Source organism: Psychrobacter sp. NPDC064578, assembly GCF_044901245.1.
GTDB lineage: Bacteria > Pseudomonadota > Gammaproteobacteria > Pseudomonadales > Moraxellaceae > Psychrobacter > Psychrobacter cibarius_C.
In genome coordinates this window covers 119,874-133,528 of record NZ_JBJDPI010000002.1, presented here as the reverse complement: position 1 = coordinate 133,528, position 13,655 = coordinate 119,874, and the positions used below count along the sequence as shown (strand labels likewise).

9 protein-coding genes and 1 pseudogene are annotated in these 13,655 nt (G+C 44.3%); 4 read left to right on the top strand and 6 right to left on the bottom strand.

Translation table 11 applies throughout. From position 1 onward, the window contains the following. The first annotated feature begins 351 nt into the window (after positions 1-351). Positions 352-3,132: a heavy metal translocating P-type ATPase gene (locus ACI2JM_RS02520; protein ID WP_404641864.1), complete on the top strand. Its 2,781-nt coding sequence runs from the start codon at positions 352-354 to the stop codon at positions 3,130-3,132. Between the two features lie 203 nt (positions 3,133-3,335). Here the strand turns inward: ACI2JM_RS02520 and ACI2JM_RS02515 are convergent, their stop codons facing one another. Next, positions 3,336-4,058, bottom strand: coding sequence for a Bax inhibitor-1/YccA family protein (locus ACI2JM_RS02515; protein ID WP_193012950.1), 723 nt, complete (start codon positions 4,056-4,058; stop codon positions 3,336-3,338). Positions 4,059-4,357: 299 nt separating this feature from the next. Here ACI2JM_RS02515 and ACI2JM_RS02510 point away from each other — a divergent pair, with 299 nt between their 5' ends. Further along, positions 4,358-5,362, top strand: coding sequence for an NAD(+) kinase (locus tag ACI2JM_RS02510; protein WP_227675922.1), 1,005 nt, complete (start codon positions 4,358-4,360; stop codon positions 5,360-5,362). A 66-nt stretch (positions 5,363-5,428) separates the two neighbouring features. Next, positions 5,429-5,740, top strand: coding sequence for a YeaC family protein (locus ACI2JM_RS02505; protein ID WP_045451872.1), 312 nt, complete (start codon positions 5,429-5,431; stop codon positions 5,738-5,740). Positions 5,741-5,826: 86 nt separating this feature from the next. Here ACI2JM_RS02505 and ACI2JM_RS02500 read toward each other — a convergent pair whose 3' ends face one another. From ACI2JM_RS02500 to ACI2JM_RS02480, 5 genes and pseudogenes are all read right to left on the bottom strand, one after another. Then, positions 5,827-6,201, bottom strand: a complete 375-nt coding sequence (locus ACI2JM_RS02500; protein WP_045445094.1) for a HopJ type III effector protein — start codon at positions 6,199-6,201, stop codon at positions 5,827-5,829. A gap of 122 nt (positions 6,202-6,323) precedes the next feature. After that, positions 6,324-6,491, bottom strand: a pseudogene (gene csrA, locus ACI2JM_RS02495) (carbon storage regulator CsrA); the annotation flags it as partial. Between the two features lie 369 nt (positions 6,492-6,860). Then, positions 6,861-8,147: an aspartate kinase gene (locus ACI2JM_RS02490; protein ID WP_055124395.1), complete on the bottom strand. Its 1,287-nt coding sequence runs from the start codon at positions 8,145-8,147 to the stop codon at positions 6,861-6,863. 325 nt (positions 8,148-8,472) lie between these two features. After that, a complete protein-coding gene (gene alaS, locus ACI2JM_RS02485; RefSeq protein ID WP_404641860.1) occupies positions 8,473-11,145 on the bottom strand; it encodes an alanine--tRNA ligase in 2,673 nt (890 codons plus the stop codon). A gap of 162 nt (positions 11,146-11,307) precedes the next feature. Then, positions 11,308-13,095, bottom strand: coding sequence for a DUF389 domain-containing protein (locus ACI2JM_RS02480; RefSeq protein ID WP_404641858.1), 1,788 nt, complete (start codon positions 13,093-13,095; stop codon positions 11,308-11,310). A 290-nt stretch (positions 13,096-13,385) separates the two neighbouring features. Between ACI2JM_RS02480 and ACI2JM_RS02475 the strand changes: the two genes are divergently transcribed. After that, complete coding sequence (locus ACI2JM_RS02475) at positions 13,386-13,598, top strand: hypothetical protein (RefSeq protein ID WP_404641856.1); 213 nt, start codon at positions 13,386-13,388, stop codon at positions 13,596-13,598. Positions 13,599-13,655 lie beyond the last annotated feature (57 nt).

The following is a 13,655-nucleotide window of genomic DNA, read 5'->3' as shown; positions in this document are numbered from 1 at the left end:
CACTTGCTTATAGTATAATCTCTGTTAAAACACGGTCATTGCTAACAAAGCATTAAAAGCTTTAGATTGGCAGTATCATTGTTATATAAGTGTCATATTAGCTTCATGTCACCATGTCACCATGTCACATAGCCATGCACGATAGCAGTTTAGAGACGCGCCAACGATGTGTTTTTTATGAATTAACCGCTACTGTTATTGTTTTATTTTTTGTGAGCCGTGCTGAGAGTTATTTAAAATAGCTGTTTTAGATAGGTCTTCTGCATAGGCGTTGAGTCTCGTTAATGATAGTAAGTTTACTTAAAGCGAATAAGGTTCGAGCAAACCTGTCTAAAGGAAGTAAGCGCGATTATGTCTAATGTCCCATCATCAATGGCATCGACCACCAGCCAGCATTATGAAGATAACTCTATCATCGAAGGTTTAGTATTGCCACTCGCAGGCCACTGTTTCCACTGCGGTGATCCTGTACCGCAGCCGCCGTTCCATGCCAAGATATTGGGTAAGCCGCGTGAGATGTGCTGTATGGGCTGTCAGTTAGCCTCTCAAAGCATCGTAGAGGCAGGGCTTGAGCAGTATTATCTGGACCGCTCAGAGATTAATCGCACGGCAAGTCTACCAACGCAGTTGACTCGCCTTGAGGCGTATGACCATGACGAGATCAAATCACAATTCGTCTATGCTCAAGACGGACTGTCGGTTGCAGAGCTGTCCGTCAATAACCTACGCTGCGCGGCATGTACTTGGCTAATTGAGTCGCGTCTCGATGAGTTAGAGGGCATCAGTAAATGTCAGGTGAATTTGACCAATCAGCGGATGCGTGTGATATGGAACGAGGATAAGCTGCCGATCAGCCGTATTCTTGCCACCATTAATGAAATAGGCTATGAAGCCAAGCCTTATCGTCAAGATACGCATGAGGCGATGCTGGCGCGTCATAACAACCAAATGCTCATAAGATTGGGCATTGCCGCGTTGGGCTCGATGCAAGCGATGATGTATGCCGTTGCCATCTATTTTGGTGAATACAGCGACATGCTAATATTTCAGCGCGATTTTTTGCGCTGGGTATCTTTATTTGTCAGTACGCCCGTTTTCTTCTATGCGGGTGTCCCGTTCTTTACCTCAGCGTGGTCGGCAATTCGTGCCCGTCAAGTCAATATGGACGTGCCCGTCAGTATTGCACTGATTGTGACTTTTTTCGCGAGCCTGTATGCCACCATCACTGGGCAAGGGGAAACCTATTACGATTCGGTCAGTATGTTTATTTTCTTTTTACTGGCAGGACGTTACATTGAGCATAATGCCCGCCTAAAAGCCGCCACCATGGCCAATGACTTGGTCGTGGTTGAGCCAGTACTGGTACAAAAAATTGCGGAAGATAAAGAAGCCGCCGCGCTTATATTACAGCAGTTAAAGAAAAATGAGCTCGAGAAAACAGCTATAAATGAAGACGTGAGTAATCAAGTCAGTAATTTGGATAAAAATGAGGCGAGCACATCAGCCAATCCAACGTCTAATTTTATGCAAAGCATGGATGCCAATGTTCATCGGCTCACATCAAAAATTGCACAAGACTGGCAACGCACGCGTACTCAAAAATCAGCCATATCAACAACAGCAGATGAGGCAAAAGAAAAACAAATGGTCACCGCCCATAGTTTGCAAGTGGGTGATATCATTTTAGTTGAGGCTGGCTCTGAAATCATCAGCGATGGTATTTTGCTGAGCCAGACTGCTACCGTGTCGCAAAGCCTATTGACGGGTGAGGGCGACTTGATTATCAAGAGCCAAGGTGACTATATCGTCGGCGGTGCACAAAACGATAGCCAACCGTTTGAGATGCTGGTCACAGCATTGCCAGCAGACAGCCAAATTGGCTTGATTGATCGGCTGATGAACCGTGCCATGAGTGAAAAGCCCAAACTGGCACAGCAAGCCGATAAGCTGGCACGTTGGTTTGTGGCGCGTATTTTGGTCTTGTCTGTCTTGGTATTCATTGGCTGGTATATCGTTGACCCAAGTCAAGCGATTTGGGCTACGGTCGCGGTATTGGTCGCGACTTGCCCTTGTGCACTGTCTTTAGCGACGCCGATTGCGCTGACGGTCGCGACCAATCGACTGGCAAGCTATGGCTTTTTGACGACGCGTGGACATACGCTACAAACGCTCGCTGAAATCACTCATGTCGCCTTTGATAAAACAGGTACTCTCACTTATGGTAAGCCTAATTTATTAAATATTGAGCTGCTTAAAGATAATGATATTGCAACGGCTACAGACGAGCAAAAAGATACGCTATTAGCAATTGCCGCCGCCTTAGAAGTGGGCAGTCGCCATCCTATCGCACACGCGCTGCTTACCGCTGCCTATCAGTTGCACTTGCCATCGACGCAGGCCTTACAGCATTATCCAGCAGGCGGTGTCGAGGCAGTGATTGATGGCGTATTATATCGAATTGGTCATGTAGATTTTGCGTTAAACGATGCTGATAATGATATGGTCATTGATTTAGTATCACAGCGCGCCAGCTCAGCGGTGGTTTTATCTTGTCAACAAAATGACTCGGTCACTTGGCAAGCGCTGGCATGTTTCTATTTCAATGATAAGGTGCGTGATAGTGCCAAAGCCATGCTCGATACGCTTAAAGAGTTGGGTATTGAGACAGTTATGTTGACTGGTGACCCAAGCCCGCAAGCGCTGGTATTGGCTGAAAGTTTAGGAATGCATTCTGCTTACAATGGTCTGTCGCCAACGGACAAGGTCACTCACATTCAAAAGCTACAGGCGGAAGGTGGCGTAGTGTTGATGGTGGGAGACGGTATCAATGATGCGCCAGTGCTAGCAGCAGCAGATGTCTCAACTTCTATTGCGGGGGCGGCAGATTTGGCACAAGTATCGAGTGACAGTATTATCTTAAATGGTCAAATCGACGCTATAACTGCTGCCAAACGTATCTCTGATAAAACGGAACGTATTATCAAACAAAACTTCCGCTGGGCACTGATTTATAATGGCAGTGTGCTAATACCAGCAGCGTTAGGCTATGTGCCACCTTGGCTGGCTGCTATTGGTATGTCATTAAGTTCATTGTTTGTGGTTTTAAATGCGCTGCGCTTAAAGCGTGCTTAATACCCATTCAAAAAAACGATTAGCTGCGTCAAACTTACTTAGCCTACTAATGTAGTACTGAAACTCATCTTCCTTGCTGCTCAAATTTTTCCAAACAGTATGTCTATCATAAGTATTTAACTTTACCCATAAAAAAACCGCCTTTAACTATATGAATAGATAAGGCGGTTTTTTATTTAGATAACGATTAACTGGTTTTTAAATTAGTCTTGTAAGTAGCTAAGCAGACGCATAAATTCAATGTACATCCACACAAGCGTTGCAAGAATACCAATACTAAATAACCATTCGTAGTCTTCAGAGACACCCATCGCCACACCGCGATCGATATTATCAAAGTCTAATAACAGCGTAAAAGAAGCGATAACAATCACAAACAGGCTAAAGCCGATAGCGATAGCACCACCTTCAAATAAGAACGGTAGGCTTGAACCAAACGCTAAAGAAAGTACCCATTGCGCCACATAAACCAGCATAATTGCAATCAATGCTGAAGTCACAATTGAGCGGAACTTTTCAGTCACTTTGACCAGACCTGAGCGATATAGCCCTAGCATAACGGCTGCCGTCACAAAAGTGGCACACATAGCGGTCACTGGTACACTCGGATACATCCGCATAAAGAACAGCGAGATGCCGCCTAAAAATATGCCTTCTAACAGTGCATAAGGCACCGCAAAGGTTTTGGCTTTGTGTGGTTTAAAAGTGATAAAAAGCGCGAGACCAAAAGCGGCAAACATACTACCGAAGGCAGCCATCGTGATAAAGCCTTGCGACAAGCCTGCCATAAGGGCATAAAAGAAAAAGCCCACACCAGTGATCGCAGATAATCCAAGTAATAGACTGGTCTTTTGAATCACGCCCTTGACCGTCATTGGCTTACCGCCGATCGCAAGTTCTGCGCGACTGACAATAGGATTGGCCATAAAGTTGTCCTTAATAAAATATAAATAATAGTGATGCTAGCTACTTTAGCAAAACCGCCATTATTGTCAACTGTGTTTACGTGACAGCCATCAAGGCCTCACGACCTTATAGAGCTATTATTAGTTGATGTATTTTGGCGTATTGCCTAGCTAAACAAACACGTTTAAGAGTAACGTGCGATGGCTTTTATATGGGGTTGATTACGACAGTTAACAACGATAATTCATAAACATGCTAGTCTAAACGCTCGTTTATCGCTATCATTGGCGAGTACTTTACCGTTATGCCGAGTCGTTTTATGGAAAACTCAGCGCAATCCGCAAGATTGCCGCACTTACATGAATCAGAGCTGTTCCACGCTATCAAAAACCCTGCTTTTAGGCGTATTGGGCTTATGGGCCGCGCTGGTAAACGCAGTGTCACTCAAAGTTTGGTGCAAATTGCCCAGACTATCAATGAGATGAATCTCACATTGATTATGGATGTGCAAACGGCGAACTTGCCCACTTTGAACCTCACTGAGATTGAAAAGGTCAAAATCGTTAAGCGTAGTCTAATCGGCGAGATTTGTGATTTGGTCATCGTTGTTGGCGGTGATGGCTCGATATTGCACGCGGCTGAAGCGTTGGCACGCTACCGTGTGCCTGTACTTGGCGTCAACCGTGGTCGGCTTGGTTTCTTAGCGGATGTAAAACCTGATGAAGCGGCGTTTAAATTGCGCCAAGTCCTGATGGGTGATTATCAGCTGGATCATCGTTTTCTATTGACGATGGAGATACGAGAAGGGCGCACTATCATTCATGAAGATATGGCGCTCAATGATATCGTATTGCATGCGGGGAAATCGGTACATATGATTGATTTTCAGATGAAAATCGATGGTCAAGATGTCTACCGTCAGCATAGTGATGGTTTGATTGCAGCAACGCCTACCGGTTCAACGGCCTATGCACTCTCTGGCGGCGGTCCCATTATTCACCCGAGTATGGATGCTATCTGTTTGGTGCCCATGCATCCCCATACGCTGTCTAGCAGACCGATTGTGGTGAGCGGTAATAGCGAAGTGTGCATTCGCATTCACGAAGACAATCGCACTCAGCCGATGGTCAGTGCCGACGGCAAGCCAAGCGTGCCACTTGAGCAAGAGCAACGGCTCTATATTCGTAAGCATCCAGATAAACTTACTTTATTGCACCCGCCAGGGTTTGATTTTTATGAAGCTTGTCGCACCAAATTGCACTGGAACGTCCATGCTGAGGAATTCAGTCTTGACGTGGATGATGATATTATGGACGACGAATAAGTGTCTCTTTTATATAAAAACGTTATAAAAAATATGTTATAAAAATAGTGGTGGAGAATAGGTAGGATGGATAAGCAAACGATATTAGCAAGTTTAACGCCAGAAGTGGTGGATAAATTCCGCATGGCGATTGAGTTGGGTAAGTGGCCTGATGGTCGCAAGCTGACCGCTGAGCAGCGCGAAACCTGTATGCAAGCGGTGATGGTGTGGGAGCACGAGCATCTACCACCTGCTGAGCGTACAGGCTATATTCATAAGCCAGTCAAAGACGATGGTTCTATCGTTGGGGCGGAATGTGATGTCGAGCATGAGCATCATTATCCAAACATGCCTAATCCTAAAGGTGCGGTACAACCCGTCAAGTTTCGTGATAAATAGGCTGTTGGCTAAGTTTTATGATAAAAAATGAAGCACATAAAAAAGGCCACGCTAATCAGCGTGGCCTTTTCTTATTTAATAACTTTTTAAAGCGCCGTCGTATCAACACTAGGGCGAACCGTTAGTGGGTTTTTTTGCATCAAAAACCCTTGCCAGCCCCAATGTAAAAAATTGCGGATATTGGCATGGTCAGTACCGTTAGGAGTTGCTTGAACTTTGGCATAATGCTCGCCAAACAGTTTTAGCGTGTCCAATTGATTCAGACCATGGTGCTTGGCAAAGCCAAAAATTTTCGCACTACCTTCATTTTCACCAGCTGCATTGTGTACCATACCGTTCACAAACGGGGCAGGTGCGTAGCGATAAAAATCATCAATAAAACTGATGACATCATTGAATCCAATGGCTTTTTTATCCAAACCATTAAGTAGAGCCGATACGTCTGATTGGCGGATACTCATAAATAAATGACCTCAGAGCAGATTAAAAAGTGAAAGTATGTAACTTAGCGATTGAAATAGTCTTCGTCATCAAATGAAGGCGCAAAATTGCCTTGCTCAAGATGTTGCATTTGCGACTGTACAGAACGCTCATGCTGAATACGTTGGTAAATCTCTTCGCGGTGTACGGCAATATCTTTCGGTGCATTGACACCGATACGTACTTGATTGCCTTTGACACCTAGGACAGTCACACTGACCTCATCACCAATCATTAGCGTTTCGCCCACGCGGCGTGTCAAAATTAACATGCGTCACACTCCTTATGTCGCATCAACAAATTATTACTCATCAGATTACTTCTCAATTGCAGGACATTACCGCAGCACTAGAAAGACAATGTATCAATGACAACCACAATGCTTACTATTGTGCCAATAGCGGTAATGATAGGTAGATTCATTTAGCCCAAATGAAAGCCCCATTATAGGGGGCATAACAGAGACTGTCACGGGTTTTCACAAAACTATTGGGTAAATACTCACCCTAGCAATAATAAAAAATAAAAATAGGATCTAAAAAGACCCTATTTAAATTAATACATTGTTGAAAGTAATTGATACTGACTTAATGCATAACTGTTGATGCTAAATCGATTATTTTAAGCGTTTTAAAATAAGTTATAGCCCAGCGATTTTACTTTCGCCATCTTCACGATCCAGACCAAATGCGGTATGTAGTGATTTAACGGCTTTTTCTAAATACTGTTCTTGGATAAGGACAGACACTTTGATTTCGCTGGTTGATATCATTTGAATATTGATATTGTTTTCAGCAAGCGTTTGGAACATGAGGCTCGCAACACCAGCATGAGAGCGCATGCCGACGCCGACTAAAGAGACTTTAACGACTTCATCATTAGCCAATATCTCTTTAGCACCGATCTCATCTTTGACTTCATTCTCTAGTACTTTCATGGTTTTGTCCATGTCAGTACGGTTGACAGTAAAAGTAAAGTCGGTGGTGCCGTTGGTAGAGAGGTTTTGCACTATCATATCAATTTCGATATTGGCACGACCAATCGGGCTTAGGATAGCAGAGGCAATACCAGGATGATCAGGTACACCGCGCACGACTATTTTTGCTTCGTCTCGATTAAAAGCGATACCTGAGATGATTGCCTGTTCCATATTGTCTCCTTCGTCTATCGTAATTAGGGTGCCGACATTGTCTTGAAATTCTTGGTCGAAGCTACCATCGTTGTTTTCATCAAAGCTAGATAATACGCGCAGTGGTACACCATATTTACCCGCGAATTCTACCGAACGAATCTGTAAAATCTTAGAGCCAAGACTTGCCATCTCCAGCATTTCTTCAAAGGTAATTTTTTCAAGTTTTTTGGCTTTTGAGGTCACACGAGGGTCAGTGGTATAAACGCCATCAACATCGGTATAAATCTGACATTCATCAGCACCCAAGGCAGCAGCAATAGCGACACCTGTGGTATCAGAGCCGCCGCGCCCTAAGGTGGTTGCATTGCCTTCGTCATCAATACCTTGAAAGCCTGCGACGATAACGACATTGCCTGCATCGAGTTGCTCACGGATATTTTTGTCATCGATACTTTCGATACGGGCTTTATTGTGGGCATTGTCGGTCTTAATCGCGACTTGACGACCAGTAAATGAACGAGCACCTACACCAAGCTCTTTAATCGCCATGGCAAGCAATGAAATCGATACTTGCTCACCGGTTGAGACCATTTGGTCGTATTCACGAGGATCAGGCTGAGTGCTAATTTGGCGTGCTAGATCAATCAAACGGTTGGTTTCGCCGCTCATAGCAGAGACGACAACAACTATTTGATGACCGTTGTCATGCCAGCGTTTGACTCGTTTGGCGACGTTTTTGATGCGGTCGATACTGCCCATCGAGGTGCCGCCGTATTTCTGTACTATTAACGCCATAAAAATCTACCTATTATTCATTAATGGCCTTTTATTATCATCAATGAGAGCCAATATGCGGATGTGACGCTCAATCAATGCTTGTATAGATAAAGCCGTATTATAAGAATTGCGCCCATGCTTTTTGTTTATGTATTCAGTAGTGCTGACTAGGTAATGCATGCACGATGCATATAAACGTTGACCTTTATATCATATCTACGTCACAACGTTAAGTGCCCGTAGCGCTTAGATACATGGCGATTGGTTATAACCGTTATAACCAATCGCGTATCTTATGCGTAGTAGACCAGAATGATGCTCTGTATTCATGTCTTTTTTAGGACTAGCTAAGCTGAGTTTCAATCCAAGCAGGTAGGGCGTTGATAACTGCGGTACTGTTGCCAGACTTTGGCGCGCCGCCTTGTGCGTAATCTGGCTTACCACCCCCTTTACCGCCCAGCTCACCTGCCAAATGACGAATGATATCACCAGCTTTTACTTTAGCGGTGACTGATTTTGCCACGCTTGCAGCTAGGGCTAACTGTTCGTCTTTATCACCAATCAATACAATCACGCTATCAGGTAGTTTAGATTTAATATCGTCCATCAGGGTACGGATAGATTTGCCGTCGATACCGCTTAAGGTACTGATAAGCACGGGCGTGCCTGCGATGGTCTGTACTTCATCAAGCAAATTAGCTGCTTGGGCGCTGGCGATTTTTTGCTCTAAACGCTCTAGTTGTTTCTCAAGTTCGCGCTGCTTATCCGCCATGGTACGCACGCGCTGTGCCACTTCAGGACGTTTTACTTTTAGCTGACTAGCAAGCTCGCTCAGCTGCTGCTCACTTTGCTGAATGTTTTTAATTGCATTCATGCCAGTGACAGCTTCAATACGGCGGATGCCAGCAGCAATACCTGATTCGCTGGTAATTTTTAACACACCAATATCACCAGTACGTTTAACGTGCAAACCACCGCACAACTCAATAGAGAAGGGCTTACGCTGACCATCGATGATACTGTCAGTGCCCATGGTTAAGACGCGAACGTCACTGCCATATTTTTCGCCAAACAATGCCATCGCACCTTGTTTCATCGCTTCGTCGATAGACATATTCTCGATGCGAGCAGGGGTGTTGGCTTGAATTTGCTCATTGACTAAGCGTTCGATACGCGTAATTTCAGCAGTGCTGACGGGCTTGTCATACGAGAAATCAAAACGTAATACTTCGCTTGATACTAGCGAGCCTTTTTGCGTGACCGCGTCGCCCAATACTTCTCTTAATGCGGCATGCAATAGATGCGTGGCAGAGTGGTTTTTAGCACTAGCCGCACGGATGCTGGACAAGACTTGCGCATCGGCTGTTTGTTTGGTGTTAATGTCACCCATGGTCACGACACCGTAATGGATGATGGCTTGACCAGATTTTTTGGTGTCTTGCACTTCAAAAACGCCAGTCGCGGTGCGAATTTCGCCAAGCTCACCAACTTGACCACCACCTTCAGCATAAAACGGTGTACGGTCAAGTACCACGACGCCTTCCATACCTTCGTTTAAGCTATCGGCTGGACTGCCATCTTGATACAGCGCATCAATCGTGACGCCTTCTTCTGCAAGCTGCTCATAACCGATAAAGGTGGTTGGGTTTTCTACTTGAATGACGCTGCTATAATCGACGTCAAATTTGCCAGCATCACGCGCACGCTCACGTTGCGCTTGCATATGCTCGTCGAACTCAGCTTCATCAATAACAATACCACGCTCACGAGTGATATCCGCAGTCAAATCGATCGGGAAACCATAAGTATCGTACAGTTTAAATGCGGCTTCCCCAGATAACGTGTCGCCATCTTTTAGACCTTCCAGTTCGCTGGCAAGTAGACGCAAGCCTTGTGCCAAAGTTTTGGCAAACTGTGCTTCTTCTTTTTGAATGGCATTTTCAATGACGCTTTGCTTATCTTTGAGCTCAGGATAAGCCGTACCCATTTCAGAAACCAAAGGCGCGACCATTTTATAGAAAAACTCACTGTCAGCACCAAGCTTATTGCCATGACGTACTGCACGACGAATGATACGGCGCAGTACGTAACCACGACCTTCGTTGCTTGGGGTGACGCCATCAGCAATCAAAAATGAAACAGCGCGAATATGGTCAGCGATGACTTTTAATGACGATTGTTGCTGGTTTTCAATCTCTAAAATCTCAGCCGCCGCATCCATCAAGTGTACAAACAAATCTATCTCGTAGTTGCCATGGACGCCTTGCATGATGGCGCTGATACGCTCAAGTCCCATGCCAGTATCTACGCTTGGCGCTGGTAGTGGTAGCATAGTGCCATCTTTTTGACGATTAAACTGCATAAAGACGCAGTTCCAAATCTCGATATAACGGTCGCCATCTTCTTCAGGTGTGCCCGGTAGACCGCCTTCGATATCAGCACCATGGTCATAAAAGACTTCGGTACAAGGACCACAAGGACCGGTATCGCCCATCGTCCAAAAGTTGTCTGAGGCGTAAGGCGCACCTTTATTATCGCCAATACGGATAATGCGCTTGCTAGGAATACCGATGTCTTTATGCCAAATATCAAAGGCTTCGTCGTCAGTCTCATAAATGGTCACATACAAGCGATTTTTATCGATTGCTAGCCATTCATCTGAGGTCAAAAACTCCCAAATATAGCCAATACCGGCTTGCTTAAAATAATCGCCAAACGAGAAGTTGCCTAGCATTTCAAAGAACGTATGATGGCGCGCCGTATAACCGACATTATCCAAATCATTATGCTTGCCGCCAGCACGTACGCACTTTTGCGACGTCACCGCACGGGTATAGTCACGTGGCTCCATACCCAAAAACGTTTCTTTAAATTGATTCATGCCGGCATTGGTAAATAGCAATGTCGGGTCATTGTGTGGAATCAAACTCGATGAGGCAACGGGGGTGTGCTGTTTGCTTATGAAAAAATCGATAAAAGCTTGACGAATATCGGCTGAGCGAAATGGCTGGCTCACAGCGGCTCCTTACTGGCGAATAGAATTGAGTAAAATAATTTTGCAAATGATTTTAGCACAAACGCCCAAGCTCTTGGTACAAGAGTTACAACGGCTAGGTTATTCTGCGCCTGTAGATGCTCGATGGATTTATAGCGCATCAAAGCCAGTTGGTCAAAAAAGCTAATTGGTCAAAATCGCCGCATCAGTCTCGTCCAGTTTATCTTGTATCAATGGATTGGACTCAATGACTTGTACTGGCAAGTAGCGTAGCTGTAGCTTAATGGGTAGATATTCAGGGAAATTCTCTGCCATATCTTGAGTAATAACGGTTTCGATTTGCCGTACATCGTATGAGGTAGGCGTCGTCTCTCCACGAATGACCGCACGTACGATCTTATTTTCTTCTGAAGTATCAAACTGAGTATTGGTCAGTACGTTACCTTTATCGATAAAGTAGCTATTGATGGCTTCTTTGACGCTACTCTCAAAAACCTGCTGCTTGGCGTTGGTCTGTAGGTTGATGGTCAAATACGTCCCCAATCCACCTAACAATAATAACGTCACCGCATTACGGCGTAAAAAGGTCAAATAGTTGCTGGATTTATAATCATCATCGACCAAACGGCGAAAGCCTAATAACCAAAGTACTAAAGCATTGGTAAACTGGATAGCAATAATATTGGTTAGCGCCAGTAGCAGTGCCCCAAGTCCAAGCTGCGTCTCGCCATTGGCAAATAATATCCCACTCGCGGCAAGAGGTGGCACCAATGCAGTGGCTACCGCCACGCCGACCACTGCCACTGATAGGTGCGGTGAAACCATCGCATAAGCACCAGCAGTACCACCCGCTAGAGCAATCATTAAATCCATCGAGGTTGGCTGAGTGCGCGATAATATCTCTGCGGTCAGTGGCTGATCTTTGTGTAACCAGCCGACGATAAAACCAACCAATACCACCAATGATACGCCGACGATAACCGTAATCAGTGATTTACGTAGCAATGGCATACGATGATCAATAATCGCTAACGCTATGCCAGTAATGGGACCTAACATCATGGCAACCAACATGGCGCCAATGACGACGGCAGCTGAATTGGTCACCAGTCCATAACTGGCGATGATGGCAGAAAGTATATTCATAATGAAATACATTTTGCTCGGCAGCGCATTGGCCTCAATCCTAACGCGCACTTCTGGATAGTCTACCTTTTGATTGCTAAATTGCTCGGCAACAAATTGCTTATAAGACTCGAGCTTGGCTTCCTTTTTTTCTTTAATCTCGTCTTCTAGCTCTTCCTGATTATCGACTTTATCTTTCACAGTATTTTTTACGATAGTGTCATTATTTTTCGGTGTGTCTGGATGTTTATCAATTGAGGACGGTTTTGTGTTGTCACTATTTGCTTTGCTTTCTTGCTGAGGGTTATCAGAGATAGGATAAGTGCTCTGTGTATCAGCGGGGGCAATACCCTCTGCCTCTACCGTTATCTCAGCATCAGCATCTTCTTGAGAATTTTGCTCTGAAGCGTTATCTTCTTCTGCTTGAGCATGTTCTGCTGATGCATTTTCTAGATTTTTATGATTGGGCGCTGTTGTGGATTTTAACGATTCATTGGATAGTGGTGTCTCAAGCCCAGTTATTTCAAGTTTAGTTATTTCAGACTCATTGTTGGGCTTGGCGGTTTCTAACGTTGCCACTACCTCGTCAGCACCAATGGACTTTATCGCTATCGTTGTTTCAGGAGGCTGTGCACAAGCCATATCCTCGCCACAGTCATTGTCATTGTCATTGTCATCACGAGTCTCTGAGCTTTTTGAAGGCTCAGTATGTTCGACATTGCTATTTAGTACAGAGCTACCATCTGCGTCAGTTAGCACCACTTTTTTGTCTGGATAAATGGCCGTGCTTGAGGCATCTTTTATAACTGAAGAATCATTAGAGGGTTTGTTTTCAGATGAGGTCATGGCAGATGGCTTTCTTAAAAAGTAAAAGAAAGACATTATTGTAATGATAAAACGAGGACAACGTATGGGTTTTTTACGGCTAAATAGAGCGCAGTGTCATTAAGTAGTAATACTTAAAATAGTAAAATTATGCATCATTAATTAATAACAATAAAAACCTTAACTCTAACAGGGTTTTTATGCTTAGTCACCTACTATAGCTGGCTCGCAGGTTTATAGGAAATACTTACTTTCTTTGTGGGTTTAGTGTATAAAGGTACTATATCCACAATAAAAATGAGGAATAAGTTATGAACTGGCCATTATTCTCTGTTATCTATTCAATCGCAGCAACCGTTACCATTGGCGTTTTTATGATTGGCGCTTTAGTCACAGGTTTTAATGAAATACCTCATATCCAAATAGCAGTAGCATTAGGCGTTTTGGTGTCTATCCCGGCAGGCATGTTTTTTACCAAAAAAGTTGGTAGCATCACTGGTAATGAAGAAGGCTATAAAGTATAAAAGCGAATAATGTTGTTAATTTAAATGAATAATCCCGATTATCAGCCATAACAAAAG